The organism is Salinivibrio sp. PR919 (genome assembly GCF_001995355.1).
GTDB classification, from domain to species: Bacteria; Pseudomonadota; Gammaproteobacteria; order Enterobacterales; family Vibrionaceae; genus Salinivibrio; species Salinivibrio proteolyticus.
Window position 1 is genome coordinate 22,711 of the sequence record NZ_MUFL01000010.1, and the last position, 26,802, is coordinate 49,512.

Here is a 26,802-nt window from a genome sequence, read left to right on the forward strand (position 1 = left end):
CAGTTATTACTTTAGGTACTGTAGCTGAATTAACTGGCTGATTTGTCGGTTACATTGAGGAACTGTGTCCTTAATCGTACCTTTAACCAGACCCGACCGATCGCAAGAAACTTTCGCTATTAGTCAGAAATTAGTTTGAATGATGATTTATTGAGCGTTTAGCTCGTTCAGAAAAAGCGACACCGCCATAAAGGCGGTGTTGGACGCGAACATTGCTCACAAAAAAGGTAGAGAGGTATGGGGGTTGTGAGGAATTAATTTTCTAAATGTTGTAATAATTCTTGGCGACGTTGGGGTGGAACCACAGACCAATGCTTGCCAGTAATCGCACCTTCTAGTGACCACAGTAACTCCAAGCTTAGCTCTTTTTCATGCGCAGAAAGGAGCGCTTTATAGGCATTGACGGCACCTTGTTGCTGTAAGCTTTCAGGCGTCTCAATACCTGCTTTTTTCAGCATGCGCTCGGTCGCGAGCCGTAAATTAGGCAAGTCTTTTAAACGAGACGGTGCGGCTTGTTTTTTCAAAGTACGATCGCGTGTCGCGACATCCAGCGCTTCTTTGGCTTCAGTGAGCAGTTTATCTTGGTCATCCCACCAGTATTCAGGAATCGCAAAATATTTCGTCACAACGGGAAAGCCCCGCTTTTTATACACGTAGGGTGATAAGCCTTGTTTTTTTAATAGTGCTTCGTTTTCTTTTCCAGCACGTAAATGGAGAGTGTTGTTAACGACAAGTGCGAACATGGTGTCTTCACAAAAGATACCAAACCCACCAAACATTGAACGGGACTTTATACTGCCCAATTTGGCAAATAACTTCATTGCGTTCTTTAAAGCTGGTTTATCCATTTGATTAAAATCTCGATGAATTACTAATGCCTAAAAAAGACGTCATAATGTAACAAGGCAAGATCGCAGAATTGTCAACGAGCCATCAAATTTGTCAGCTTTGATATGTTGGCAACCCCGCTACCGTTGATATTTTGACATCATGTCAAATTACCATTAGGCCGGAGGCTTTGCGTCCCATGCTTTCGCCATGGTTTGCCTTGTTCAATCGCTATTAAGCATATAATAATTAGACACCGATGTCGTCCTCTCCTATTACGCAAAGTGTGATCTTGGTTCAGGGTGGGTGTAATTGATGAACTAGAGTAAAAGCACTATAGGAAGAGTAGTCGCGTAAAAAAGCACCGCCAAGGCATTGACGGTGCTCTTCATAAAAATTTCGTTAAAACATTAAGATAGTGTTTTAACTGACTGTCGACTCACTAGTGCAGGTTGCATTTCGAACACTTGCTGTTGAGTCTCGTTGTTGGCAATTCGCGCGAGCAAGAGCTTGACGGCCGTTTTGCCTAGGCGGCGTTTGGGCTGGTGAATAGTTGTCAATGGTGGCGAGAAATACTCGGTGAGATCAATATTATCGTAACCAATCACCGATATATCATCTGGCACTTTCAAGCCGTGCTCGTTAAATGTACTAATGGCCGCTAATGCCATAATGTCATTAAAACAAAACACAGCGGTCGGGCGGTCTGACATTGTCGCWAATTGCTTCGCTGCAATTTGCGCTTGATCGGCTTCAAAATCTGCCTCAATCAACCAATTTTCATTTACTGGAATGTTGGCTTCTTTTAACGCGCGGAAATAACCGTTTAAGCGATGCTTACAGGTATTTTTATCCATTTGGCCAGAAATGCAGCCAATCCTAGTATGACCATTATCAATAAAGTGTTTGGTAGCAAGGTAACCGCCCAATTCAGCGTTATCTTCTATACGGTCTGTATCGATATGATGACTGCCCCAATCCATCACGACCATAGGCAGATCGCGTTTTTTTTCTAATAACAGCATCAAATCTTCGTTGAGGTCAGAGCACACCACAATGAGTCCGTCGACGCGTTTTTCAGACAACATACGCAGGTAGTCGCGTTGCTTTTCAAGGTTACCCTCGGTATTGCAGAGAATCAGCGTGTAGCCTTGCTTATAGCAATAGTCTTCCACACCGTGAACCAGTTCGGCGAAAAAGGGGTTGGTGGATTTAGTCACCAACATACCCAGTGTACGTGTTGTATTGCACTTCAAGCTTCGCGCCACAGCACTTGGGGCGTAGTTCAATTCTTCAACCGCTTGCCATACTTTCTCAGTCGTCTTCTCTGCGACAAAGCGGGTTTTGTTTATCACGTGCGACACCGTCGTGGTCGATACACCGGCGAGACGCGCGACATCTTTAATCGTTGCCATCTTGATTCTTCTTTGTAGTAATGCGTAGGGATCGTTACTCGCGACCTTACAGAAAAACGCCGCTGTTTCTCAGCGGCGATGTCTTTCACAATCCCGGCACATCAGACGGTTGCGAAGGTAACGAATCCGATTTCATCCATTCTCATAGCTAATCGGTTGCGCTCTCAGTTTACTTAGGTTGGCGCACACTCGCAATTGGTCTGATCAGCGAAAACGGACCAACAGGCGGTTTTGTGAGCCAGCTATGATGTATTTGTCAATTAAGACACGATCAGTGGGCAGTTATGCTCTGGGTGCGTCAATACGGTCAGCGGGTATTGGTAGATGTCTGCCACTCTATCACTACTAAAACACTGCCACGGATCGCCGGATAGGACGATTCGACCTGCTTTCAGAAAATGCAGTTGATCGGCGTATTGCGCCGCCAAATTCAGGTCGTGCAACACTACGAGTACTGTCATTCCTTGGTCAGCGAGTGCTCGACAGCGCTTTAGGGTGTAATGTTGATGGGTAATATCTAAGGCCGAAGTGGGTTCATCCAGCATCAGAATCGCTTGATCCGGTGCGGTTTGTGCCAGCTGTAATGACACGCGCGCCATGTGTACGCGTTGTTTTTCACCGCCAGACAAAATCGGATACGGTCGATGAGCAAGATGGCTAATATCCCATGCCGTTAGTTGCTCGTTAGCCAGGGCCGCGATCTGTTCTCGGTTTGCCTTTAGTGGTGTCGCCCCCATCTCGACCACTTCTTGTGCTGAGAATGCAAACGTGAGCCCGCTATGTTGGGGCAGGAAGGCAACTCGTCGGGCAAATTCTTCGCCTTGCCACTGGCTCTTTGGCTGTTGCCAAAACTGCACACTGCCATGTTGATGTTTGTCGCTAATCAATTGCTTTAACAGTGTACTTTTCCCCGCACCATTCGGCCCGAGTAAAACGTGTAACTGGCCGGCAGTAAAGGCGAGATTAATCTCGCTTAGCAGTTGACGGCCGTTAAGCGCATAGCTGAGCTTGGAGATTTGAAGGGCAGAATCTGTCATTCGTGAACCACTGCTTTTCGTTGTTGAATAAGAAGCCATAGAAAGAAAGGAGCCCCCATTAGGGCGGTAATAATGCCAACCGGCAATTCGGCGGGTGCGACAATGACACGGGCAACAATGTCGGCCAAGGTCAGTAACAGGGCACCAAGAATGGCTGATAAGGGCACCAGTGTGCGATGATCCGGGCCGGCAATTAAACGTCCAATGTGTGGGATCACTAGACCCACAAAGCCGATAAGACCGGCAGCACTTACCGCAATGCCCATTCCCGCCGCAGTCACAACAATGAGTAGGCGTTTTAAATGGTGTACATCAATGCCCAAATACGCCGCTTCGTTTTCACCGAGCAAAAGGGCATTTAAGTGGCGTGCGCGCTGGTAGGCAAATACCGTGAGTAAGCATGCAGCGATGCCAGTGAGAACAATCTGTCCCCAAGTCGCACCGGTCAGTGACCCCATCGACCAAAGGGCGATGTCTCGTAACGTTTGATTATCCGCAACATAGTTAATCAAGCCTAATGCAGCGCCGGACAAAGCACTGATCGCAATGCCCGCTAGCAACATGATGGTTACCGAACTGCCCATGGCCGTTGTGCCAATTCTGTATACAAATAGGGTTGCCAGTAGTGCACCGATAAACGCAAAGGCAGGCACCGAAAACACAAAGCTGGCCTCGATACTGCCCCAAGAGAGCAATAGCAAGCCCAGTGCGCCTCCTAATGATGCGCCGCCAGAGACACCGATAATACCCGGGTCAGCGAGCGGGTTGCGGAAAAGCCCCTGCATCAAAGTGCCGCAAACGGCGAGCAATGCACCGATAAAAATACACAGCAAGGTTCGAGGTAATCGAACTTGTTGAACGATGGCGAGCACATGCGGCTCAATATTGTCATGCCAAGGGGTTAAGCTCTGTAAACTGGTCAGCCAGCCAAGTTGCCATTGTCCCACCGCAATAGATGTTATCCCTACGACGACAAGTGCGACGATGAGCGCCGGAAAAACATGCGACTGTGAGGATCGAAAAGACGCWTGCATTAGTCGTTCTCTCCAACGACAGCGCGCTGAATACGAATGGCTTCATCCAGTGATTTCAAGCTAAGCCCTCCCACTAATACACTGCCGTCAATTGGAATAATTCGCTGCTGTTGGAATGCGCGCGTGGCATTGAGTAAAGGCACGGCATCAGCGAGCCCTTCAACACCGCCTAGCTGGTCGAGAGAACGCTGCATGACCAAGATAAAGTCTGGATCAAAGCCAAGTAACGCTTCTGGCGACAGTGGTTTATAGCTACTGAGCGCCGCGGCGGCAGGGTTAGTCGCACCCATCAGCGACAACAAGGTATCCGGTGAGGTATTGGCTCCCGCGACACTGGCAGGACGTCCTTGGTGAACCAAAAGAAAGACACCTTTGAGCGAGGTTTTAGGGGCATGCGCTCTCAATGTCGCAAGCTTGGTGTCTATATCGGCCAGTAAGGCTGCGGCTTTGGACTCTGTATGAGTCAGGCTCGCGACTTTTTTAATCCGTGTTTTGAGTGTCTCGACGCTGGGTTCACTAGACAGTCGAGCCACGGTTACCCCTGACGCTTCGATTTTCTCCAAAACCGGGGTAGGGCCCATTTCATCTGAGCCTACGACTAGAGTCGGTGATAAAGACAGCACACCTTCGACGGCAAGTTGGCGGTGGTAGCCGACATTCGGCACTTCTTTGTTCGGAAGATGGCTGGTGACATCAATGCCAACTATCTGTTCTGTCGCGCCTAATTCAACCAGTAAGTCTGTTACACCAGCCCCTGCGCTGACTATGCGTGGTGATGCTGTGACTGAGAGTGAGAGTAGTGCAGAGACGAGGGCAAGCAGTCTAACCGCGGCAGTTGCCATGATGAATTCCTTTATTTATTAAACCAGTCAATGTGAGTGCAATGCTCGACGTCTGTCCATTACACACTGTTAGCGAACAGGAATGTAATTATGAGTTACAAACCTAATTACGAGCAATTATCGTTTACATTGCCATTAATGATCAATACAATCCTGCCAAATTGTTCATGATTCTCATTTGTAATTAACGCACAGGAAGACCCATGCTGGTAAAAACGGATGTCTCAAACCTATTCATGCCTTCTGCGATCAAACTTGCTATTGGTGCTGCCCTTGGCACATTGGCATTTATTCCTTCGGCGTTTGCGGATACGCAAAACACGGAGGATTCGTCATCAGACGTTATATCGGTGTATGCGAGCCGCATTGACGCACAAAAAGCGAACGGCGCTGCTGCTGTGAGCACGGTATCACTCGAAGAGATTGAAAAGCGGCAGGGAACCAGTGTGGCGGATCTGATTCGCCATTTGCCCAATGTAACCATTGCCGGTGGCGGGCGAGATGAATCACAAGCCATAGTGATTAGAGGGCTCAGTAGTGATAACGGACGCGTGGTCCAACTGATTGATGGTGTACGCCAGAATTTCTCTCTGGGGCATCGCTCAAGCTTGTTTATCGACCCGGAGTTACTCAAGACTGTTGATGTTGTTCGCGGTCCCGCGAGCACAGTGTGGGGTTCAGGAGCGATTGGTGGGATTGTTGCGCAAAACACCAAATCTGCTCAAGACTTCTTGGATGCTGACCAAGATATTGGTGGCTACTTGAAGCAAGGTTTCCACAGTAACGACAATGCATCGCGTACGAGTGGCGCTGTATTTGGGCGCACGGATAAGATTGATTGGCTAGTGCAGAGCTATTATCACGATGCTGATGACAATCAACTGGGCAATGGTAAAGCTTTATCCTACTCCGCGAGTCGTGAGAAAGGAGGACTTGCGAAGGTCACTTATACACCGTCTCTTGTGCACCAGTGGACTTTCTCGGCGCGCCAAGGCGACCGTGATGCCATGTCACCGTCGAATCCCTCGGTTCAAGACCCGTCAAGTAACTATCCATTGGTGCATCGCCAAACTCAAGACCAAAGCCTTGCTGTAGCGTATCAATACACACCAATGAATGATTGGGTTGACCTTTCATCTCGTGTCTATTGGAACGATACGCAAATGCAAGAATATCGTGTCGCAACCGATGAGCATGATGACAACCAAATGCAAACCTTAGGATTGTCACTCACCAATCGTGCTCAATTCAACGATATTGAATTTATCGCAGGATTTGATGGTTATCTCGATCACTACCAAACTCAGCGTGACGATAAAAGTGCGCCGGGAGAGCGCCCTGAGGGACAAGATGCGAAAGCGCGAAGCATTGGCGTGTTTGGTCAGCTAGAGATTCCGCTTGCAGAAGCTTGGCAATGGACTGCCGGTCTGCGATTTGACGATTACAAAAATGAAGACACGCGAGCAACATCAACCATTGAGGATGCCAGTGACAGCCAATGGTCACCATCTACTGCACTGACGTGGAATGTGACCGAACAGTTGGCGTTGACGGCAAGCTATCAGGAAGCTTTTCGCGCGCCAAGTTTAGAGGAAATGTATGCCAGTGGAACCCATTTTGTGGTGCCGATGGGACCTTCAAAACTGATTAACCGTTTTGTCCCTAATCCAAACCTTAAGCCTGAACACAGTGCAAACAAAGAATTAGCGCTGACCTATCAGTTTGCTCCGATGGCTTATCTGGATAGTGGCTATATCGATGCGCGTGTTTTCCGCAATGATGTCGAAGATTTTATCGAAATGAACGTGGATTTTATGGGAGCGACCACCACCCGCCAGAATGTAAGCAATGCCAAATTGGAGGGGGTAGAGCTGAGCTTCCATCATGAATATGGTCAGTTTAAAAACGATTTGAGCTATAGCCAAATGGAAGGCAAGGATAAAGCGGATGGCCGTTACTTGGAGCAAATTCCCGCACATAAACTGGTCGCGGAAACGGATTATCGTTTAGCGACGTTACCGGTGAACTTGGGTGCGCGAGTGTCTCATTACGCGGATCAAGACGAGAACCCCGATCAGAAGAGCTATGACGGTTATACCTTGTGGGACCTGTATGCAAGCTATAGCCCTAACGGTGCTTGGGATGGTGTGAAATTTGATCTCGCGATCGAAAACCTCACCGATGAGTATTACACCACGGCGTGGTCTGAAGTCGCATCACCGGGTCGGGATATTAAACTCAACGTTCGCTATCAATTTTAATCAAACACTAAACATGGGCAGGGTTGTCCCTGCCCAACAGAAAACGATAACAATAGGCTGGGAGTAAACCATGACAACTACATTGACCGAGCAAGTCAATGCCTTACTCACCGAGAACGCCTCCATGCTGCCCGCGGATATGGCGAATACGCTGGGTGTCAGTGAAGGTGAGGTGGTACGCGCGATGCCATCCGAGTATCAAACCTGGGTAGATGGGCAACACGCCGAAACGGTGTTAAGTCAAGTGGCCGAGTGGGGCGGTCCGGTGACCGCGATCGTGCATTCTGGCGGCTCGATATTTGAAGTGAAGGCGCCTTTCCCTAAAGGCAAGATCGCTTATGGCTACTACAACTTAATGGGAAAGCCGGGCGAAATGCATGGCCACCTAAAGCTAGAGCGCATGGCGGGTATTGCATTTGTCAGTAAGCCTTTTCGCGGCAAAGTAACCCACTACATCGGCTTTTTCACCGAACAAGGTGAGTCAATTTTCAAAATTTACTTGGGGCGTGACGAAAAGCGTCAGCTTCTCGAACATCAGATTGAAGCCTTCAATCAACTAAAAACGCAGTTGGCAACCTCTCAATTGACAGAATCGGAGCAATAATCATGGATCAAGCTACTAAACAAGAGCGCCTACAAAACCGTCTTGGCCCTGAAATTAAAGAATTTCGTGCAAACTGCCGTACCCTGCAGCTTGCAACACTCGACGCGCAAGGCAAACCCAATGTCAGTTATGCCCCTTTTGCCCAGCGCGAAGATGGCTTTTATATCTTGATCAGTGAAATTGCTCGTCATGCCCGTAACCTGCAAGAAAACCCCAACCTGTCTTTGATGATGATCGAAGATGAGGGCAGCGCGAAGCAGATTTTTGCTCGTCAACGACTCAGCTTTGACGCTCAAGCCGAGATGGTGACGCGCAATACTGAGGCGTGGCATGCAGGTATTGAGGCATTGAAAGCACGCTTTGGTGACATTATTGGTAACTTAAGTGGGTTGGAAGACTTTCGCTTATTCCGCTTGGTGCCAGAAAATGGCTTGTACGTAAAAGGGTTTGGTCAAGCGTTCCAAGTGAGCAATGATGATTTAGTGGGAATGGTTCACCTTGATCAAGGCCACCGCAAAGTGGGTAGCGATGAAGACATTAAATCAACCGACGAGATTGCGGTAAACAGTTAACATTAACCACTGCTATTTAGTCATTCACGGCAATGCCTCGCGCATTGCCGTTTTTGTATGCGAGCGCGTCAGTAACAACCGATCCGTGGATATGGTAAAGTGGCGTCTTACGCCAATGTGATAACGAACAACACCATGAACTACATCCCTTTATCCGACTATAAGCGCAAGTGGATCTTCACCCATCAATCATTACCGATTGCAGAGAGCGATCTCGCCGAAATTAAACCCATGACGGAGGCCCGTGCTGGACAGCTATGGCAAGAATTTGTCAGTAAAGACAGTCCTACGCCCGATCATTTTGGCAAACAAGATTGGCCAACTCACCAAAGCGTTTGGAAAAACCGCTTGGTATGGCAGAGCGCATGGGATAATGATGAGGATCTTCCTGATGAGTTCTTGGCGCATTTCCCCTGGGAGGACAACATTGTGATCTATTTTTGCTATGACAAACACAATGTTGTGGAGTCTCGCTGGGGAATCTTTAAAAAATACTGGAAGAACTTTCTATTCTATGATGATAAACCCATCTTGCTTGGCCGCCGCCGTAAAGAGGTGGCCATGTTTGAGCAATCGGGAGAGGTGGTTATCGGAACGCGCCAGTCTTAGTCGGCATTTAAATTGCATTGTTTTAGGTCATCAGTGAAGTCAGGGTCAATCAGGGACAGGTCATGATTAAAAAGGTGATTATTTTAAGTGTATCGCTGGCCGTAACCGGCTGCGCGGTACCGCAGTTTTCTGACTTATGGCGTAATTACAGCACCATTGGCCTTAATGAAGAATTGCGTGGTGCGCAACAAGCTCTGGTCCATTGTCGATACGACAACACTTTAGATATTGCGCAGCGGTATACTGTGATCGGCACAGACAGAGAGAAAGCGCGTGCATTTGAGCTAATGGGGGTGACCTATGATGAACAGGAAAACACGCATGAGTTCAATCACACCCTGCAGCGCTTTTTGTTTTCTGAGCCCGGCAAGGCCATGAACGAATCGCAAGTGCTGATGCAATGGCGGCAAGCGAGACTGCAAATTGAACATGAGCGGGAGTTAGCCTTGGGCCAAACACACTGTTTACAATCGACCGATCCCCCGAAAACGGGACCGCTCAAATAACAAAAGGCAGTCGATGACTGCCTTTTGTCTCTTACCCAGCATCATTGCAATGGGTTAACACGCTTTGAGAATGCTTTCGGCCAGTGTCATCAGGCGCGGATAGGCAAATTCGCTCTGCTTTGCAATGCGGGCTTGCTCTTCTAACACCTCATGGAGAATGTCATGGGTCGTAAGAGGGTTGGCCAATACCACGCGGAAAACCGTGGTGGTGCGACGTTGCCACTGCTCTGGGGTGAGACGCGTCCGTGACACAAAGGTGTTGCCGCACTCGCGCTGACGTTTTTGAATAAATTGGGTCAGATCGTTGAGCAGGTCGTGCATCAAATCGACCTGTTCATCACTGGCAATCGCAAGCGCCGCTTGAACACGTTGAGGCACAAAACGATAGGTGAGTAGGCATAACTCGGGCTCAGAAATCAGCTCATAGTCAGAGTGAGCGTCAATCATGCGTGCAAAATGAGAGGCTTTATCGATGCTCTGATCGATCAACAACTCATAACCACGTCGCGAGATAATGTTCATACATGCGAACACCAGCATCGCCATTCCACTCCGTGAGCCCTCAAGCGTGTGGCTGCCCAAATCTTTTGAACCCTTACGCAAAATGTATTCAGCGTGATGCTCAATCGATGCGACGAGAGACGGGTCTTTAAACAGCACCATACCGGCACCCATAGGCGCATAGAGTTGCTTATGCGCATCAATGGTGACGGAGTCGGCCCGTTCAATGCCCGCTAACTTATGTCGCTGATTATTTGACATCAAGGTCGCACCTCCCCAAGCCGCATCGACGTGGAAGTGGATCCCTTCACGTTCGGCAATATCTGCGAGGGCATTAAGCGGATCAATGTTGCCTGTTTCTGTGGTCCCTGCGACACCGACAATCGCAATTGGCTTGATATTGGCTTGGTTAAGCTCAACAATTTTCTCTTCCAGTGCATCAATGCAAATGCGGTTATTGCCATCAGCAGGAATAGAAATCAGCTGGTCTCGACCGATGCCTAATACGTCGGCGGCTTTGCCGAGAGAATAATGACCGCGCTCAGACACCAATATGGCCAGATCTTGGTAGCCATAATGGCGCATGGCACTGAATAGTCCCGCTTTATGAATGCCGGGAAAATCACCGTCTGGTTTCAATACATTGTTACGGGCGACCCAAAGGGCGGTCATATTGGCAATGGTGCCTCCCGAACAAAATGCCCCTAAAGAGTGGTTAGCACTGTGCATCCAGCTTTGGTAGAAGGCATCGTCTTGGCCGTAAATCAAGTTATGCAACATGCCCAAGACTTGACGCTCCAATGGCGTAAAGGCCTTCGATGTTTCGATTTTCACCGTATTTTGATTTAGCCCGATCATAATTTTAGATAACGGCATCAAAAAGTACGGCAGCGCCGATGTCATGTGACCGATAAATCGCGGCGAGGAAGTATGTACAGACTGTGCGACCAATTTATCGAGCAAAAACTGGGTATGGTCGGACACAAACGCAGGATCTTCAGGGATCGTCGGATCACTAAAGTCACTTTCAATATCTGCCAAAGAGCGATCGCTGGCGGCAATATGGTTTTGCAAAAATCGATTGAGGTTTTGCGAGATCTCTTGCTCGATTTTGCTCAGTGTTGAATCGGGCGCTTCTGGAACAGTAAAAATCCGGTGCAGCGTTTCCGGTGTGGCGTCCGCAGCTTTGTTTTGTGTTGCCATGGAATTCTTCTTTTGTATCTGCTTCGCAGTTCAAGATTGGCCATCATTAAGTGACAGGGTCACTGATGGTCACGAGAGCACTTGCTGAGAAATGGCCACAACATAGCAAAAAAACCGGCTAGCATCAGGCTTTTTTTATCAGTCAGCAAGGTGTTATCCCTAATGCGTAGGGGAGTGAAAGCGAAATGACGTCGTGCTTTGTTCACCGGTAGATGGACAAAGAGCCGGAGTGAACCGGCTCTGCCTGCAACCATTCAAAACTAGGTGGCGTTTAAGCGTACAGACTATTTACACTGGCGCTGATTAATCGCGGCCATTTGGTTGTTGTACTGATTAAGCGCGGTATCAATTTCTTTGGGATGGCTGAGCAAGTCAGCAAGTGCACTGCGCAGCGCATAGTTCCCTTCCATGGCCTCGCCTTGGCGAAACTCAAAGACTTCTTTGGCGAGCTTAGCCGGTGGCAATGATGATTGTGAAAGGGCTTTGACGTCTTCTTGCGTGAGTTGCAGCCAAGATTCAACCGGGGCATCGAGGCTTAGCTTGGCGGTATCGTTGCTGAGATAATAGTCAAAGGCTTGTGCGTTGAGCTTAAAATGGTTTTCTCGGCCACGTAAGAAMCAATCGGCAACGTCTTTTAACGACTCGTCTTTACTGACGGTCAAGGATACTAAATCTTGGTACCAGTTGATCGAGGCGTCAACGTAATCGTGGTATTTGGCGGTATAACAATCCGCATTCTCGACGGGAGCYGCCTGTGACATCGCTGGCATTACCGCTGCTAACAGCGCTAGGGCATAGCGTTTCATAACATTATCCTTATCGTTATTATCATCGCTCTATGCATTTCACTGCCACAGTTGGTGGTGACAGGGCGACATAACCGCGAGCGATACGTGAGGTTTTGGGCGTTAGTTTAAACGTTAACGGGCGACATTGTAGAACGAGCCTTTGTTAAAGTTAAATAAAACATTGATATAAAAAGTCATCTGTCGAGCTAGGTATGAGGCAGGTCGCAGATTTAGTGGTGATTTTTCGTCCGAACGATATCAAATTGCGTCCTATTATCCCGACATAGCGCGCCTTCGGTTAGCCGGTTATTGACGCTTGAGAGTGAGAAGTTGGTGCGCAAATTCCGCGAAGCCAAAACCGCCCGGTTGGGTGGTGATCCACTGCGGGGGATGGGACAGTGAGGGTAAATGGTGCGCGATATTCGCGACGCCGACGCTCAAGGGAAACGAAGCGAACATTTGGCTGTCATTTAGCGAGTCGCCAATAAACGCAACCTGTTCACTGTATTGTTTACCGGATAAGCCTTGCTCGGCTAAATAGCAAAAACTCGATACCTTCTTACTGTGATCACCCACCCAGGCATTGATATGAATGGAGCTTGCTGTCGCATTGGCACCATAGGCGTGGAGCGCATCAAGAAGGGCTCGGATTTCATCCTTTGGCGCAGCCGGAGTGTGCTGACCTATATCAATCGCCACTTCTGCGACACGGTAGGCTTGATCGCTGGCAATGCACCGTGCCGGATACTGAGATAAAAGCGTTTGTACGAAAGCGAGTAATTCTGCCTGTGCTTGCTGGGCCGCGCGATTGATGGTGGTGTTTAAGGTTCCGTTTTGACGCTGCATCACGAATGCACCATTTTCTCCAATCACGGCGTCAACGGGCCATGCATTCGCAATATGATCACACCATCCTGCACATGCCCCCGTTACCGGTATCACGCGGATTCCCGCATCGCGAAGTTGGGTGAGTGCTTGTAACGTTTGCCAAGGCAGCGCCCCCTGCCAAGTGAGCGTGTCGTCCACGTCTGTTAGCAACCAACGCAGATCACGCCAGTCTGCAGCAGACTGTGACAATTGAGCAATCGGCAAAGGGGCGGTCATGGGGATACTCCGATGTTAGGATACCGTCTCAATCTGACGTTCTGGTTGTTGTAAGGTGACATCCAGTCGCTTGCCATGCTCACCGTCGAATACATGCAGGTTGTGAGCAGCTATCGTCAGCGGCAACTGATCGCCTTCTTTCACTTTGGTATGGCCTTCAAGGCGGAGCGTCAGCAAGCTGTTGGTGTCACGTATGTGTCCATAAACCAGTAAATCTGCACCGAGTGACTCGGTGAGGGTTACCGTCATGGTGAACAATGCTTTGCTCGCATCGACTACTTTCAAGTGTTCTGGCCGTAACCCAACAGAGACGGATTGATGACCTACCACATCACAGGTTGCCAGTGTGTGTGCGCCGATATTGAGCTGACCGTGCTCGAGGCTTCCAGCAACAATGTTCATGGCGGGTGAGCCAATAAAGGTGGCGACAAACAAGCTTGCCGGTGCGTCATAAACCTCGATTGGCGTACCAATTTGCTCGACGTTGCCACCATTAAGGACCACCAAGCGGTCGGCTAACGTCATGGCTTCGACCTGATCGTGGGTGACGTACACCGCCGTGGTATTCAGCTTACGTTGTAGGCTTTTGATCTCGAGCCGCATTTGTACCCGCAGTTTTGCATCCAGGTTTGACAGCGGCTCATCGAACAAGAAGACTTTTGGTCGACGCACAATGGCGCGGCCCATGGCAACACGTTGGCGTTGGCCGCCAGAGAGTTGATTTGGGCGTCTGTCTAGTAAGTGGTCGAGTTCAAGCATGGTCGCAACTTCTTGGACCAATTGCTGGATTTTGTCCTTTGGTGTTCCGCGGTTACGCAAGCCATAGGCCATGTTGTCGAACACACTCATATGCGGATAGAGCGCGTAGTTTTGAAACACCATTGCGATATCACGTTCGCCGGGCTCCAAGTCGTTGACCTTTTTCTGGTCGATAATCAGATCGCCTTGCGAGATCCCTTCCAGACCGGCAATCATGCGTAGCAAGGTCGATTTACCGCACCCACTCGGACCGACGAGCACGATCATCTCGCCATCGTCTATGGCTAAATCAATGCCATGAATTGCTTTAAACCCGTTTGGGTACGTTTTCTTAATGTTATTCAGGGTTACCGTCGCCATTTACTTCTCCGTCTCCACCAAACCTTTTACAAACAACTTTTGCATCCCCAACACGACTAGAACGGGGGGAAGCATGGCCATCAATGTGGTCGCCATTACGCGGTTCCATTCCACTTCACCATCACCGACTGAAAGCATGCGTTGAATACTCATCACAATGGTGTAGTACTGATCGTCGGTGGTGATCAAAATGGGCCAAAGGTATTGGTTCCATCCATAGATAAAGGTAATTACAAACAAGGCCGCGATATTCGTTCGCGAAAGCGGCAATAAAATGTCTTTGAAAAACTTAAAGGGGCCTGCACCATCGATGCGAGCCGCTTCCAGCATTTCTCCCGGGACCGTCATAAAAAACTGACGAAATAAGAAAGTGGCAGTGGCGCTGGCAATTAACGGAATGGTTAATCCTGGCATTGAGTTGAGCATATTGAGGTCAGCAATCACCTGAAACGTGGGCATAATGCGGACTTCAACAGGCAGCATCAGGGTCATAAAGATCACCCAAAAAGCCAGCATGCGACCGGGAAAACGAAAGTACACCACCGCATAGGCCGATAAAATAGAAATGGCCAGCTTGCCCAGTGAAATTCCCATCGCCATTAAAAAGGAATTCCACAACATGCCAGCGACCGAGATCTTGAGTTCGCGCGAAGTGCCTTCAGTAAGGACCTCTTGAAACACCGACAAACCTTTGTCCCCAAACCACAGCGGCGTCATGCCACTGACAAACGCACTGCTATCGTGCGTAGCGGCAGTAAGGGCAAGCCATACTGGCAAGGCCACTGACGCAACACCCAGCATCAATACCAAGTGCGAGAAAAAAGTTAACCAAGGGCGACGTTCAACCATCAGTAAGCCACCTTCTTTTCAACGTATTTAAATTGGATAACGGTCAGCGCACCGACCAAGAGCATGAGCACCACAGATTGCGCTGCTGATGAGCCCAGATTTAGGCCGACAAACCCATCGGAGTAGACTTTGTAAACCAAGGTGGTGGTGGACTGTCCCGGGCCACCTTGTGTCATGGCATGGATCACGCCAAAGGTTTCGAAAAAGGCATACACCAAGTTGACCACCAGTAAGAAGAAAGAGGTGGGCGAGAGCAGCGGGAAGATAATGGTAAAAAACCGTTTACCCGGGCCGGCGCCATCAATGGCAGCCGCTTCAATCAAGGAGCGAGGAATAGACTGCAACCCTGCGAGGAAAAACAGAAAGTTGTAGCTTATCTGCTTCCATGTTGCGGCAATGATCACCATGGTCATTGCGTCTCCCGAGTGGGTAAACGGGTTCCAGTCTAGCCCCAGCGCTTTCAGCGCATGTGCCAATACACCGACGGTCGGGTTAAACATAAAGAGCCACAGTACCCCAGCGACAGCTGGTGCGACGGCATAGGGCCATACTAATAATGTTTTGTAGCCTGTGGCGCCTTTAATCACACGGTCGGCCATGACTGCGAGGATAAGGGCAGAGATCAACGCGGTGCCTGCGACGGCAAAACTAAAAAACAGCGTGTTAAAAAAGGAGCCGTAGTAGCTTGAATCACCGAGCAGTTCGATAAAGTTTTCCACCCCGACAAATTCGGTGCTCAGGCCGAATGGATCCTCTAATAAGGTTGATTGCCAAATGGCCTGTGCGGCGGGCCATAAAAAGAAGATAAACGTAATCAATAACTGAGGCGTGAGGAGCAGTATTGGAAACGCACAATGGTTAAATGTGGGTTTATTGGACATAGGCTTTCTCAATAACAGGAGCGGGCCTAAGGCACCGCTCCTTCATACAACAACTAACTTATTTGTTCGCTTTCGCGAATTTAGACAGCAGACCATTGGCACGCTCAACCGCTTCGTCGAGCGCTTCTTGTGCCGATTTGTCGCCAGACCAAACCGTTTCAAGCTCTTCGTTGATCACATCGCGGATCTGCACGAAGTTGCCCAAGCGAATCCCTTTTGATGCAGGGGTTGGCTCGACTTCTGTCATTTGCTTGATAGCAATGTCAGTCCCTGGGTTCTGCGCATAGAAGCCTTGTTTCTTGCTCAGCTCGTACGCTGCATGGGTGATGGGTAAGTAGCCAGTAAACTGGTGCCAATCAGCTTGGATCTCAGGCTTTGAGAGGAAAGAGAAGAACTGGGCGACACCTTTGTATTCTTCAGACTCGTGGCCTTGCAGAACCCATAGAGTGGCACCACCGATAATGGTATTGCGTGGCTGCTCGACCGCTTTGTTCCAGTACGGCAGTTTTGCAACGCCAAACTCGAAGTCCTTGACGCTTTCTTTCACACCGGCATAAGAGGCCGATGAGTTCATGTACATGGCACACTCACCGCTATAAAACAGTGGTGCACTGTCAGAGCGGCGGCCACCGTATTCGAAAATGCCAGCTTGCTGCCAATCGGCCATCTTCTGAATGTGATCGACAAAAGGTGCTTTGTTGATCAACATTTTGTTGTCGATACCGGCAAAGCCGTTGTCATTGGTCGCAATCGGTGCGTTGTGACGAGCGCCTAGGTTTTCGATTTGTACCCACGATTGCCAACCTGTGGTAAAGCCACATTTCGCGCCGTTCGCGAGGAGCTTTTTCGATGCGGTTTCAACTTCTTCCCAGGTTTTAGGAGGCTGAACACCGGCTTGTTTAAACAAGTCTTTGTTGTAATACAGGACGGGCGTTGAACTATTGAAAGGCATTGACAGCATGTTGCCGTCTTCATCCGAATAATAGCCGGTGACAGACGAAAGATAATCAGATTGATCGAAGGGCTCGTTGGCATCTTTCATCAGCTTGTACACCGGATAGACGGCGCCTTTTGCTGACATCATGGTCGCGGTGCCAACTTCAAACACCTGCACGATATGAGGTTGTTTGTTGGCGCGGAACGCGGAGACGGCGCCGGTCATGGTTTCGGTATAGTTGCCTTTGTATACCGGTTTAACAACATAGTCATCCTGACTGGCATTGAACTTTTCAGCGATTTCATTCACTTTTTCGCCTAGGTTCCCGCCCATCGCGTGCCACCATTCAATTTCGGTTGCTGCGTTGGCAGAAAAAGAGGCCAACAGAAGGGCCGAAGAGATCGCGGTTAAGCGTTGGGTTTTCATGCATAACTCCTTTTGAGTGGGTGTGAACATGACGCAACTTAATGAACAGAAGTGAACATAATATGAACGGGTGTGAAAAGGGAGATGACGATTTGATGACTTTTGACTGGGGTCGCACTTAAGGTTAAACCTCTGTTAACAGGCGCAGACTTTGTGCATGAAAACACTGAAATATCTGACACCTGTAAGTAACAAAACTGTAAGCTAGTTCGGCGACAATGCGTCCACTGCGTGCCAAATTGGCGCTGCCATTACTGACTAAAGAGAAATGTTCAAATGAAAATTAGCCCCAAACAACTCTGTGGCCACCGGGGGGTCGCCGCGGATGCTCCTGAAAATACCTTGGCGTCGATTCGCCAAGTGCGCTTGTGGGAAATGGAATGGGTTGAAATCGATGTCCAACTAACACAAGACGGGGTACCCGTTGTGTTTCATGATGACACACTGAGTCGTTGCACCAATGGTGTGGGTCGGCTAGGGGAAACACCTTATGCCCAGCTTGCGCAGCTCGATGCTGGCGGATATTTTGATACGAATTATCAAGGCGAGCGCGTTCCTACCCTAGCAGCCGTGCTAGCCCAAGTGGCTGCCGATGAATTGCACATCAATATCGAAATAAAAACTTACCCTGAAACAGATATTCCGCGTTTGTGTGATGCGGTTGCCGCCACGCTGAGTGAAACCGGTTTCCCACTCGAGCGGGTACTGCTTTCTTCATTCTCTCTCGAGGCGCTTGCCTACTGTCAAACGGCGATGCCGAGCGTGGCAAGAGCGATTTTATGGGATGTGGTGCCCGAAGACTGGCACCGTTATCAAGATCTCGCGACCTACAGTATCCATTGTCACTATCGCGGCATAACAGAGTTACAAGCCAAAGCGATTAAAGCGTGCGGTTTAAAGATTAAGTGTTACACCCCTAATCACCCTGAAGAGGTTGCGCACCTTTGGGAGTGGGGGGTCGATATGATGATCACTGACGCGCCATCTAACTATTTAGGTTCTGCGCCAACGGAATGAGCGAATCTAGGAGAGGAATACGTTGACAGACGTGGCCGATTTAAACCGACGTCAGCAGGCGATTATGCGCCAGCTCAATGAGGTAGAACACTTAGAAACGGATACCTTGGCGGCCCAGTTTTCGGTGACTACCCAAACTATTCGTCGTGATATCAATCAACTGTGCGCACTCGGGTTAGCGCGACGCCATCATGGCGGGATCAGTGTGCCGGCAGCGTTGGCCAATACCGACTATCAGCGACGCTTACAAAGCCATTCACGCGAAAAAGAAGCCATTGCTCAGGCGGTTGCTGCGCGTATCCCTGATGGTGTCACCGTGATGTTAGGTATCGGCACCACAGCGTCGGCGGTGGCGGATCAGTTGCTTTCTCGCAAAGATCTGCGGGTGGTGACTAATAACCTTAAGGTGGCGCATCGGTTGGGGGCGAATCCGCATATTGATGTATGGTTAGCTGGGGGAAAACTACGCGCCAATGATCAAGATATGGTTGGCCATTCGGTAATCCAATTTTTGTCTCGTTTTCAGCCTGATATTGCCATTATTGGYTGTGCGGCTGTCAGTGAACAAGGGTGGGCGTGCGAGTTTACTCCCGACGAAGCGGCGGTGAGTGAGACGATTTTAGCCAATGCAACCGCGCGGTGGCTGGTGGCAGACCGCTCAAAATGGCAACGCCAAGCGCCGGTTCGTGTGACATCGCTTGCGACGTTTGATTGTGTCTTTACCAATTACACCGGATTGGATGACACCATTCCCCGCGTACTGTGTCAGCATGATGGGCCAACGGATGAGGCCTAATCTGTTGAATTAGGCCTGCGCAGATAAAATGGCGCGATAGAGGGCTTGGGTCGCCTCCTCGGGTGTTTGCTTAGGGTTATAAAAGAACTCATTAATCACATCAAAAATCGCACTTTGGACGTAGCGGGTGGTCGACAATCCATGCGACATGCTTGGGCTAAGTGTGTTGTGCTGCTCGGCGTAGAGAAAGGCCTGACGCGATTTTTCGGCACAGGTGTCCCCGTTCGGAAGTGGGATATCAAGGCGAATTGGTAGTGAGCCTTTGTAGCGATTGAAATCGCGCTGAAACTGTGGTGTTAACAAGTATTCAGCCATATCCGTTTGGCTTTGTCGCTCTTCGGCATTGTTTGGCTTAAAAAAGACAAAGCTATCTATGTTATAGCTAAACGCTTGCTCCGTACCGGGGACCGCGACACAGGTAAAGTTTTTTCCTTCTTGCTGATTTGCTGCAAGAAATTCACCTTTCGCCCAATCGCCCATCACTTGCATGCCTGCTCGGTTATCGATCAATAATCGTGTGGTGTCACTCCAATTCCGGCCGAGATTGTCGGAGTCGGTGTAGGGGCGCATTTTGGCCAATAGAGAAAATGATTTTGTGACACCGTCACTTAATAGCGCCTCGCGATCAAAGTCGAGAAAGGCTTGTTGATAATGTTCAGGCCCCATCACGGATAAGGCGAGTGTGTCGAATAAGGTCGCTACCTGCCAAGGTTCTCCGCCTAATGCCAGTGGGATATAGCCAGCCTGTTGTAGTTTATCGGCAGCGGTAAAAAAGCTTTCAAAATCATGGGGAATGGCAGCCCCCGCGTCCTTGAAGGCACGTAGATTGATCCAGAGCCAGTTGACGCGGTGAATATTAATTGGGGCCGCGACATAATCCCCTTGGTATTGCATCACGTCACGAAGCGGGGCTGGAATTTTGTCTTCCCAGTGTTCTGCTTCCGCAATGTCATTGAGGTTGCGTAAAAAGCCTAAACGCGCCCATTCGGTAATCTCTGGTCCTTTAATTTGTGCGGCGAGGGGAGGATTACCACTGATTGCGCGGATCCTTAAGGTATTCATCGCGCTGATCCCCGCTTGTCCGCCGACCGCAAAATCACGCCACTGATGACCGCGTTGCTCGATCCCGGCGCGTAAAACGGAGGCCGCTTTGGCTTCTCCCGCCGATGTCCACCAATGGAGCACTTCCACCTCGCTGGCATGGGCGGCAGGCGTAATATACAGCAGTGTCGATTGAATGACGCTGGCGCACAGTGTTTTAAGAGTCAATCGCATTATTCTTCTACCCGTGGAAAACTAATATCGACTTGCAGGCCACCTTCATTGCGGTTGCTGAGTACCATGTCACCGCCGTGGGCATGAATAATATCACGCGCAATGCCAAGCCCTAACCCTGAGCCCTCGTTATCGGTGTGAAGGCGCACGTAGGGGTCAAATACCGAGTCGAGCTCTTCTTCCGGGATCCCTGGCCCTTGGTCGATTAGGGTGATATCCAGCGTATGTTCGGCATCCATCACATAGATGGTGACTTGTTCGCCGTATTTAACGCCGTTATCAATCAAATTAGATAGGCAGCGTTTAAACGCCAGAGGTTTACAGGTAAAGCCTTTCACTGCCTCACATTCGATGGTGACACGCACCCGATCTTGATTGTGGGGCTCGGCAATTACCGCCAAGAAATCAATCACATCAATCTCGGCCATGTTTTCGTGAATGTCGGTATCACGCACGGTTTGAACGGCGCCTTTTACCATGATTTCGAGCTCATCCAAGTCTTTGTTCATTTTGGCGGCTTGGATGTCATCATCAATCAATTCTGCCCGCAGACGTAATCGGGTTATCGGGGTTTTTAAATCATGTGACATCGAGCGAAACAGGGTTTCACGCTCTCGCAAATGCCGTTGTAATCGACGCTGCATACGGTTGAATGCGCGCGTCACAATCGCGATCTCTGCAGCGCCTTCTTCTTTGAGTGGTGGTTGTTCAATGTCTGTACTAAACAGGTTCGCCGCTTTCGCTAAGCGTTTGAGTGGCCGCGCTTGTTGACGAATTAAACTGTAAGTAAACAACAACAGTAACGCGGTGATCACCACAATAAAGACCACCTGATCCGCCGTGATCAACGTATCGTCTAAGGTGACATACGGCGCGGGGAGCAGGGCTGCGATGTAAATCCACTCATTGCTTTTGAGCTCCATTTGCACCACCAAAATAGGGGGATTAAGTGGCTCAAGGCTCAGAGTATGATGCGCCCATGATTTGGGTAGGTCGCGGAGTAATATGTCGTTGTTTAAGACGCGCAGCGTCTCGGGGCGGGAAAATTCCACGTCAATGGTGCTCAGCGCGGGCAGTTGCGCCTCTAGCACTTGCGAGACGGTATTGACCGCTACCTGTTTCGCTTGRGTCTCTTCTATAGGGGTGATGTTGATTTTTTCTTTGTTGAAAGAGACAAAAAAACGGGTTCCGCCCATATTGCGTAGTTGATTTAATGCGATATGGCGGTACGCGACGGGCAAGGACTGAAAAAAGGTGGTTGTCGACGCGAACATATTCGCCAAGCTGGCTGACGCGGACTCTAACCCCGCCAGCTGCGTGCGTTTGGATTGGGTGTACCAAATTGATGTCGCGATCACCTGTGCGAGCACGACGGACAATAGGGTAAGGAGCAGCGTACGCGAGAGGAGAGAGCGCGGCACGAGCCGTTGTAACCACTCATGATTCATATTGGATCTCAGCGACAAACATATAGCCCGCACCGCGGACGGTTTTGATTAGGTTTGCTTTACCATTATCACGCAGGCGCTGTCGTAGGCGGCTTACTTGGACATCTATGCCTCGTTCTTGTGGCTGAGCGTCGCGGCCTCGGGTGGCTTGGCTAATCGCGTTGCGATCTAACAATTGGTGGGGGTTATCTATAAACAACATCAGCAGCGCATAATCCGATGCCGAGAGTTCAATCTCCATGCCGGTGACCACTTGATGGAGCTGTTGTGTCGCCGGCTCCAAGCGCCATTGCCCAAACCGAATCGCTTTCGGCCGCGATAAGGTCGTTTCTTGCAATTGTTGGGTGCGGCGAAGCAAAGCACGAATACGCGCAATGAGCTGGCGAGGACTAAAGGGTTTGGCAATATAATCATCCGCGCCCAGCTCTAAGCCAACGATTTGATCGGTTTCATCAGACACCGCGGTGAGCATAATGATTGGCACGCTGGAGTCTTTGCGAATGGCTTTACATAAGGTAAACCCATCATCACCGGGAAGCATCACGTCAAGTAAGATAAGGTCTGGGTATTGGACCGCAAGCTTCGAGCGCATTTCATGACCATTTTGCGCGGTGGTCACTTCATATCCTGCTTTGGACAGATAGGCCTGCAAAAGCTCGCGAATTTCTACATCGTCATCAACCACTAAAATGCGTTTGGCTGCAGCCATAGCGCCGATACCCTTTCTTACCAACATCAATGAGCGCCATTATCGGTGGTTTGGGCCTGTGATGCTACTGACAATGACGCACTTTGCATAATTAATCAGCGACTTGATCAAGGTCAGACCACATACCCTAGACAGGACGAACGAGAATGCAGGCAAACGAAGAATAAAATCGCTGGAAACGAAAAAGCCCTCCGAAGAGGGCTTTAGAAACCTTAGTGAGATGCCAGACAGGATTACTCGCTATCGCTGTGCATCGCTTTGTGAATACACAGTGCCGCGCCACCCCATGTGACCGCGAAACCAATGATCATCATTACAATTGCGCCTGTGGTCATGATTCTGTCTCCATATCGCGTGCGGGCGTTGTGGTTGAATTCACGATGATGCCAACCACAACCATGGCTGCGACGAGCCCCCAACCTAGGGTGATGAGTTCGAACTGTGCATAGCCGCCGTATCCTTCATTAACCGTGTTGATCAAGTTTTTGGTGATGATCACGGCCAACATAATTGGGCTGACAAAGCGGATACACACTTCCATCCACTGGCCAACACTAAACTCAGATACGCGGTTAACGTATTGGCGAATATCGGAAAGTTTCACCAACCAGCCGACGACAATGAGCTCAATCAAACAGCTTGCTAGCAGCGCTACGTTGTTGACGAAGTAGTCCACTAAATCGAGAAGCAACAAGCCGCCGTTAGTTGCAAAGGCCATCGAAACCACGAAGCCAACGCCGCAGACGGCTGTCGCTGCCTTTTCACGTGCAAGGTTCAGCTTATCCATGATCGATGCAGTCACTGCTTCGATAATCGAAATGTGTGAGCTCAGCCCAGCGACGACGAGCGCAAGGAAGAACAATGGCCCGAGGATGTAGGGGATCGGCAGTAAGTTGATCGCCGCTGGTAGCGTGACAAAGGCAAGTCCTACGCCGCCACTGACAACATCGGTAATGCCTTTGCTTTGCTCTGCCGCCATGTAGCCCAAAATGGAGAAGATCAATACCCCCGCCACAATGGAGAAGCCACAGTTGATCAGCACTGTCATCAAGGCGTTGTTGTTTACGTCCGATTTTTCAGGCAGGTAGCTGGAGTAGGCCAGCATGATGGCAAACCCAACGGACAAGGTGAAGAAAATCTGCCCATAGGCGGCCGACCACACTTTTGCATCTAACAACTTGCTAAAGTCAGGCGCAAATAAGTAGTTCAAGCCATCGAGGGCACCCGGCAGCATCACTACGCGGCCAATCAGCAAGATCACCATGATGAATAGCAGTGGCATCATAATCTTGCTGGCTTTTTCAATCCCGCCTTTGACGCCACGATAGACGGCTGCATAAGTGATTGCCCATGCGATGATCATCGGAATAGCAATATGCCATTGCCAATCGCCTAAGTTGGTGGGTGAATTTTCTCCCAGCTTCAAATAGTCAGAGAAAAAGAACGCGTTGGTATCTGTGCCCCAATCCTGGCCAAACGAGAAGCCAAAATAAGAGATGGCCCAACCAATGACGGCAACATAGTAAATACCGATGGTTGCGGCGATCAGAACTTGGAACCAGCCTAACCATTCGAACTTGGTATTGAGTTTAGAAAAGACCACAGGCGACGAGCCGCGGAGTTTTTTGCCTAACCCAAACTCCATGATCATAAAGGGGATACCGGCGGTTAGCATGGCGAAAAGGTATGGAATAAAAAAGGCGCCGCCACCGTTTTCGTAGGCCATATAAGGGAATCGCCAAATGTTCCCCAAGCCAATTGCTGACCCGACAGCGGCTAAAATAAAGCCAGCGCGCGAGCCCCATTGTTCTCGTTTCATATCTACTCCTTTGCGAATCGCTACCATCTTTCACCATATAGGTATCGCAGTGTTGTGAGGCTGCAGATCGTTTTATGGCTTATATGAAAGAAATAGCACATTCCCACAATTATAAGTTTTAACTTCCTGTTGCCCGTATGTTGAAATTTTTATCTAGGACGGGCATTGATGGCAGATTAAGCACTGGTCAGGCCTAAATCAATAGCCGCAAAACCAAGCAGTTAGCACAAAAATTTTTGTTAACTTGGTGTAAACAATTATAAGTGGTGTTTCATGCTGGGCTTTTACTTTTGATGTAGACGATTGAGCTGTCAAAATTATCAATAGAGGCGAATGATCGTTATTTTGATTTGCTGTCTGGGTGACGAAAAAAACAGCAAAATGCCCCCTTGAATTGAAGTTCACACAGGTATCTTTACTCGCGGATCCTCACGATGAGGATAGGGAAAACATGATGATCGCCTCAGATTCGCCATTTTATTCGCTACATAATAGCGATATTTTTCATCTTTTAATCAGTAGTTTAGCTTTGTAAGAGCCCACTTAGTCGACGTCGGTGCAGCTTTGACAGGAGAGGGTATATACTTGGATTAATAGGTATTGCACCTGATCCGCGGCGTCTTTGGGGTTAATCATTATGTCAACAAGGAGTATCAGCATGGATAAAACACTTGCATACGCACTGACAACCGCTGTTTGCGCGCTGGGTATGATTTTCACTTTTGCTGCTGTCGCTGTGTTGTCTTAATTATCATCGGTTCGCTGTTAACGAGAATGGACACTGGCGCCCTAACTGTGAGTAGCTACGTTGCGCAGTAAGCGTTACCATGCACAGCGGCCAGCGTGCTGGAAGTGAGCTAACACACTGAAAGCGATGCGTTAATCAAGAGCTGTACGCTAATAAAGAGCTTTGCTCGCATAAAGCGTTATGCAAGATGAATAAGGGGCGAAAGTGTTAAGAAGTAAGCAAGCTTTGACAGACAACTCTCCCGGTACGGCAATGCCAATTGCTCCGCGCCATTTTACCCGGCCACAGCGTATCGCGCTGGTACTGCAGGGAGGCGGGCAACGCGGGATTTTTACCGCAGGCGTGCTTGATGCATTTCTTAATGTCCGATTTGATCCATTTCAACTTTATTTAGGGACGTCTGCCGGCGCACTCAACTTGACGGCGTATGTATGCCAGCAGCATCGCTACGGGCATCGGTTTATCACTGAGCTCACCACGCAAGAGCGCTTTTTCCACCTGATGAAGTACGTGCGCCGCCAACACCATATGGATTTAGATTGGGCGCTTAGTACGGCATTGCCGGGTCATGAGGCTGCGCTGGACATTGAAACAGCGAAGCTACACTTGAACGGAAGAGAGGCCTACGCGTGCGTGACTGAGGTTGATACCCTGAAACCGGCCTTTTTCTCGATTACCGATGACACTTGGCCAGATGCACTCAAAGCAACCTGTGCCATCCCTTTGCTTTATCCGCATCCTGTTTGCATTAATGGTAAGCGCTATGTTGACGGTGGCGTGAGTGCCGCGGTGCCGGCGAAAGAAGCCTTCGCCCGTGGGGCGGATATTATTGTAGTGATTCGCACTGAGCCGGCGTTGGAGCAAGACAAAGGCGGCCCAGAAGATCAGAGCCATTTTTTGGATACATTACGGACCAAGTTTGAAGCCAAAAAGCCGCATTTTAAGATTTCTGACTATCTCTCTAATTTTGAATTTAAGTACCGTCTAACCCGATTTGAAACCTTTCAAAAGGAGTTGAACAAGCAGTTAGCCGAACTCTCCGAACGCTACAAATCTAGCCGTGAGCAATGGGTGAGTCGTGTTCGCGATGGAATGAGAGAAAAAGCGATGCAAAACGGCGGACGCTGGCTCTTTGGCGGTGACACGATTTATCGGTTGCAGTCGTTATCGGGTAAACCGCTGAGCAGCGAGATGCTCAAAATGCTCACTACGCACTATCAAAGCTATCAAAACGAATTACAGTTTTTAGCCGAGCCACCACCTCGTGCACAGGTGTTACAAATCGCGCCGAGCGCACCGCTACAAAGCAGTGCATTATTGAGCAAGCCTGAGCAACTCGATGCGGACTATCAACTGGGCTTATCGCTTGGCAATCAGTTTATGGCGCAATACGGCGATGCTCTCAATACCATATCAACCGTTAAAAGTGAGGCTTTTGAGCCCAACTCAATAGCGTTACCACACCAAGGATAGG

Annotated in this window: 25 protein-coding genes and 1 riboswitch; of the genes, 8 read left to right on the plus strand and 17 right to left on the minus strand. The window is 49.4% G+C overall.

The annotated features are described in order from the left end of the window. Nucleotides 1-254 precede the first annotated feature (254 nt). The 5 genes from BZG83_RS03160 to BZG83_RS03180 form a co-directional block, all read right to left on the minus strand. Nucleotides 255-848, minus strand: a complete 594-nt coding sequence (locus tag BZG83_RS03160) for a TfoX/Sxy family DNA transformation protein (protein ID WP_077479339.1) — start codon at nucleotides 846-848, stop codon at nucleotides 255-257. Nucleotides 849-955: 107 nt separating this feature from the next. Next, nucleotides 956-1,058, minus strand: a riboswitch (cyclic di-GMP riboswitch). Nucleotides 1,059-1,238: 180 nt separating this feature from the next. Further along, nucleotides 1,239-2,243: a substrate-binding domain-containing protein gene (locus tag BZG83_RS03165; protein WP_077479340.1), complete on the minus strand. Its 1,005-nt coding sequence runs from the start codon at nucleotides 2,241-2,243 to the stop codon at nucleotides 1,239-1,241. Nucleotides 2,244-2,503: 260 nt separating this feature from the next. After that, complete coding sequence (locus BZG83_RS03170; protein ID WP_077479341.1) at nucleotides 2,504-3,280, minus strand: heme ABC transporter ATP-binding protein; 777 nt, start codon at nucleotides 3,278-3,280, stop codon at nucleotides 2,504-2,506. After that, a complete protein-coding gene (locus tag BZG83_RS03175) occupies nucleotides 3,277-4,314 on the minus strand; it encodes a FecCD family ABC transporter permease (RefSeq protein ID WP_077479342.1) in 1,038 nt (345 codons plus the stop codon). Before BZG83_RS03175 ends, BZG83_RS03170 begins: the two co-directional genes overlap by 4 nt. Further along, nucleotides 4,314-5,156 (minus strand): heme/hemin ABC transporter substrate-binding protein, encoded by an 843-nt coding sequence (locus BZG83_RS03180; RefSeq protein ID WP_077479343.1) that lies wholly within the window; start codon nucleotides 5,154-5,156, stop codon nucleotides 4,314-4,316. The genes BZG83_RS03175 and BZG83_RS03180 overlap by 1 nt, the downstream gene beginning before the upstream one ends. A gap of 203 nt (nucleotides 5,157-5,359) precedes the next feature. Between BZG83_RS03180 and BZG83_RS03185 the strand changes: the two genes are divergently transcribed. The 5 genes from BZG83_RS03185 (at nucleotide 5,360) to BZG83_RS03205 (ending at nucleotide 9,708) form a co-directional block, all read left to right on the plus strand. Further along, entirely contained in the window at nucleotides 5,360-7,417 is a 2,058-nt protein-coding gene (locus BZG83_RS03185; RefSeq protein ID WP_077479344.1) for a TonB-dependent hemoglobin/transferrin/lactoferrin family receptor, read from the plus strand. 70 nt (nucleotides 7,418-7,487) lie between these two features. Continuing rightward, nucleotides 7,488-8,021 carry a heme utilization cystosolic carrier protein HutX gene (gene hutX, locus BZG83_RS03190; protein ID WP_077479345.1) on the plus strand — a complete coding sequence of 178 codons (534 nt, stop codon included), beginning with the start codon at nucleotides 7,488-7,490 and terminating at the stop codon, nucleotides 8,019-8,021. A gap of 2 nt (nucleotides 8,022-8,023) precedes the next feature. Then, nucleotides 8,024-8,593, plus strand: a complete 570-nt coding sequence (gene hutZ / locus BZG83_RS03195) for a heme utilization protein HutZ (protein ID WP_077479346.1) — start codon at nucleotides 8,024-8,026, stop codon at nucleotides 8,591-8,593. A gap of 135 nt (nucleotides 8,594-8,728) precedes the next feature. Further along, the gene (locus tag BZG83_RS03200) at nucleotides 8,729-9,202 is read left to right on the plus strand and encodes a DUF2947 domain-containing protein (RefSeq protein ID WP_077479347.1); all 474 of its coding nucleotides are present in this window, start codon (nucleotides 8,729-8,731) and stop codon (nucleotides 9,200-9,202) included. 62 nt (nucleotides 9,203-9,264) lie between these two features. Then, nucleotides 9,265-9,708, plus strand: a complete 444-nt coding sequence (locus BZG83_RS03205; RefSeq protein ID WP_077479348.1) for a hypothetical protein — start codon at nucleotides 9,265-9,267, stop codon at nucleotides 9,706-9,708. Between the two features lie 54 nt (nucleotides 9,709-9,762). Here BZG83_RS03205 and panP read toward each other — a convergent pair whose 3' ends face one another. The 7 genes from panP to ugpB all read right to left on the minus strand — a co-directional run bounded on the left by panP (nucleotide 9,763) and on the right by ugpB (nucleotide 17,516). Then, on the minus strand, nucleotides 9,763-11,412 hold the full coding sequence (gene panP / locus BZG83_RS03210; protein ID WP_077479349.1) for a pyridoxal-dependent aspartate 1-decarboxylase PanP: 1,650 nt from the start codon (nucleotides 11,410-11,412) through the stop codon (nucleotides 9,763-9,765). Between the two features lie 284 nt (nucleotides 11,413-11,696). Further along, nucleotides 11,697-12,218, minus strand: coding sequence for a hypothetical protein (locus tag BZG83_RS03215; RefSeq protein ID WP_077479350.1), 522 nt, complete (start codon nucleotides 12,216-12,218; stop codon nucleotides 11,697-11,699). A 288-nt stretch (nucleotides 12,219-12,506) separates the two neighbouring features. Further along, nucleotides 12,507-13,304 (minus strand): HAD family hydrolase, encoded by a 798-nt coding sequence (locus BZG83_RS03220; RefSeq protein WP_077479351.1) that lies wholly within the window; start codon nucleotides 13,302-13,304, stop codon nucleotides 12,507-12,509. Between the two features lie 15 nt (nucleotides 13,305-13,319). Next, complete coding sequence (ugpC, locus tag BZG83_RS03225) at nucleotides 13,320-14,423, minus strand: sn-glycerol-3-phosphate ABC transporter ATP-binding protein UgpC (RefSeq protein ID WP_077479352.1); 1,104 nt, start codon at nucleotides 14,421-14,423, stop codon at nucleotides 13,320-13,322. Next, complete coding sequence (gene ugpE / locus BZG83_RS03230) at nucleotides 14,424-15,272, minus strand: sn-glycerol-3-phosphate ABC transporter permease UgpE (protein WP_077479353.1); 849 nt, start codon at nucleotides 15,270-15,272, stop codon at nucleotides 14,424-14,426. It lies immediately after the preceding gene. Continuing rightward, on the minus strand, nucleotides 15,272-16,153 hold the full coding sequence (gene ugpA, locus BZG83_RS03235; protein WP_077479354.1) for a sn-glycerol-3-phosphate ABC transporter permease UgpA: 882 nt from the start codon (nucleotides 16,151-16,153) through the stop codon (nucleotides 15,272-15,274). The genes ugpE and ugpA overlap by 1 nt, the downstream gene beginning before the upstream one ends. Nucleotides 16,154-16,211: 58 nt before the next feature. Continuing rightward, nucleotides 16,212-17,516 carry a sn-glycerol-3-phosphate ABC transporter substrate-binding protein UgpB gene (gene ugpB, locus BZG83_RS03240; protein WP_077479355.1) on the minus strand — a complete coding sequence of 435 codons (1,305 nt, stop codon included), beginning with the start codon at nucleotides 17,514-17,516 and terminating at the stop codon, nucleotides 16,212-16,214. A 276-nt stretch (nucleotides 17,517-17,792) separates the two neighbouring features. Here ugpB and BZG83_RS03245 point away from each other — a divergent pair, with 276 nt between their 5' ends. Next, nucleotides 17,793-18,533, plus strand: coding sequence for a glycerophosphodiester phosphodiesterase family protein (locus BZG83_RS03245; protein ID WP_077479356.1), 741 nt, complete (start codon nucleotides 17,793-17,795; stop codon nucleotides 18,531-18,533). 31 nt (nucleotides 18,534-18,564) lie between these two features. Further along, entirely contained in the window at nucleotides 18,565-19,329 is a 765-nt protein-coding gene (locus tag BZG83_RS03250) for a DeoR/GlpR family DNA-binding transcription regulator (RefSeq protein WP_274532431.1), read from the plus strand. A gap of 9 nt (nucleotides 19,330-19,338) precedes the next feature. Here the strand turns inward: BZG83_RS03250 and BZG83_RS03255 are convergent, their stop codons facing one another. The 5 genes from BZG83_RS03255 to BZG83_RS03270 form a co-directional block, all read right to left on the minus strand. Further along, entirely contained in the window at nucleotides 19,339-20,604 is a 1,266-nt protein-coding gene (locus BZG83_RS03255; protein WP_077479357.1) for an ABC transporter substrate-binding protein, read from the minus strand. Further along, nucleotides 20,604-22,052 carry an ATP-binding protein gene (locus tag BZG83_RS03260; protein WP_077456085.1) on the minus strand — a complete coding sequence of 483 codons (1,449 nt, stop codon included), beginning with the start codon at nucleotides 22,050-22,052 and terminating at the stop codon, nucleotides 20,604-20,606. Before BZG83_RS03260 ends, BZG83_RS03255 begins: the two co-directional genes overlap by 1 nt. After that, nucleotides 22,042-22,761 (minus strand): response regulator, encoded by a 720-nt coding sequence (locus BZG83_RS03265; protein ID WP_069587752.1) that lies wholly within the window; start codon nucleotides 22,759-22,761, stop codon nucleotides 22,042-22,044. Before BZG83_RS03265 ends, BZG83_RS03260 begins: the two co-directional genes overlap by 11 nt. A gap of 233 nt (nucleotides 22,762-22,994) precedes the next feature. Then, nucleotides 22,995-23,096, minus strand: a complete 102-nt coding sequence (locus tag BZG83_RS16500; RefSeq protein ID WP_096628241.1) for a MetS family NSS transporter small subunit — start codon at nucleotides 23,094-23,096, stop codon at nucleotides 22,995-22,997. After that, entirely contained in the window at nucleotides 23,093-24,580 is a 1,488-nt protein-coding gene (locus BZG83_RS03270) for a sodium-dependent transporter (protein WP_069587598.1), read from the minus strand. The genes BZG83_RS16500 and BZG83_RS03270 overlap by 4 nt, the downstream gene beginning before the upstream one ends. Before the next feature lie 952 nt (nucleotides 24,581-25,532). On the opposite strand from BZG83_RS03270, the gene BZG83_RS03275 reads away from it, so the two are divergent. Continuing rightward, a complete protein-coding gene (locus BZG83_RS03275; protein WP_241825754.1) occupies nucleotides 25,533-26,801 on the plus strand; it encodes a patatin-like phospholipase family protein in 1,269 nt (422 codons plus the stop codon). Nucleotide 26,802: the final 1 nt, after the last annotated feature.

Bases quoted from the DNA above. Each gene is read 5' to 3' on its own strand.
- BZG83_RS03160 (WP_077479339.1), bottom strand. From the start codon at position 848: ATGGATAAACCAGCTTTAAAGAACGCAATGAAGTTATTTGCCAAATTG.
- BZG83_RS03170 (WP_077479341.1), bottom strand. From the start codon at position 3,280: ATGACAGATTCTGCCCTTCAAATCTCCAAGCTCAGCTATGCGCTTAAC.
- BZG83_RS03180 (WP_077479343.1), bottom strand. From the start codon at position 5,156: ATGGCAACTGCCGCGGTTAGACTGCTTGCCCTCGTCTCTGCACTACTC.
- BZG83_RS03185 (WP_077479344.1), top strand. From the start codon at position 5,360: ATGCTGGTAAAAACGGATGTCTCAAACCTATTCATGCCTTCTGCGATC.
- hutX (WP_077479345.1), top strand. From the start codon at position 7,488: ATGACAACTACATTGACCGAGCAAGTCAATGCCTTACTCACCGAGAAC.
- hutZ (WP_077479346.1), top strand. From the start codon at position 8,024: ATGGATCAAGCTACTAAACAAGAGCGCCTACAAAACCGTCTTGGCCCT.
- BZG83_RS03200 (WP_077479347.1), top strand. From the start codon at position 8,729: ATGAACTACATCCCTTTATCCGACTATAAGCGCAAGTGGATCTTCACC.
- BZG83_RS03205 (WP_077479348.1), top strand. From the start codon at position 9,265: ATGATTAAAAAGGTGATTATTTTAAGTGTATCGCTGGCCGTAACCGGC.
- panP (WP_077479349.1), bottom strand. From the start codon at position 11,412: ATGGCAACACAAAACAAAGCTGCGGACGCCACACCGGAAACGCTGCAC.
- BZG83_RS03220 (WP_077479351.1), bottom strand. From the start codon at position 13,304: ATGACCGCCCCTTTGCCGATTGCTCAATTGTCACAGTCTGCTGCAGAC.
- ugpC (WP_077479352.1), bottom strand. From the start codon at position 14,423: ATGGCGACGGTAACCCTGAATAACATTAAGAAAACGTACCCAAACGGG.
- ugpE (WP_077479353.1), bottom strand. From the start codon at position 15,272: ATGGTTGAACGTCGCCCTTGGTTAACTTTTTTCTCGCACTTGGTATTG.
- ugpA (WP_077479354.1), bottom strand. From the start codon at position 16,153: ATGTCCAATAAACCCACATTTAACCATTGTGCGTTTCCAATACTGCTC.
- ugpB (WP_077479355.1), bottom strand. From the start codon at position 17,516: ATGAAAACCCAACGCTTAACCGCGATCTCTTCGGCCCTTCTGTTGGCC.
- BZG83_RS03245 (WP_077479356.1), top strand. From the start codon at position 17,793: ATGAAAATTAGCCCCAAACAACTCTGTGGCCACCGGGGGGTCGCCGCG.
- BZG83_RS03255 (WP_077479357.1), bottom strand. From the start codon at position 20,604: ATGCGATTGACTCTTAAAACACTGTGCGCCAGCGTCATTCAATCGACA.
- BZG83_RS03265 (WP_069587752.1), bottom strand. From the start codon at position 22,761: ATGGCTGCAGCCAAACGCATTTTAGTGGTTGATGACGATGTAGAAATT.
- BZG83_RS16500 (WP_096628241.1), bottom strand. From the start codon at position 23,096: ATGACCACAGGCGCAATTGTAATGATGATCATTGGTTTCGCGGTCACA.
- BZG83_RS03270 (WP_069587598.1), bottom strand. From the start codon at position 24,580: ATGAAACGAGAACAATGGGGCTCGCGCGCTGGCTTTATTTTAGCCGCT.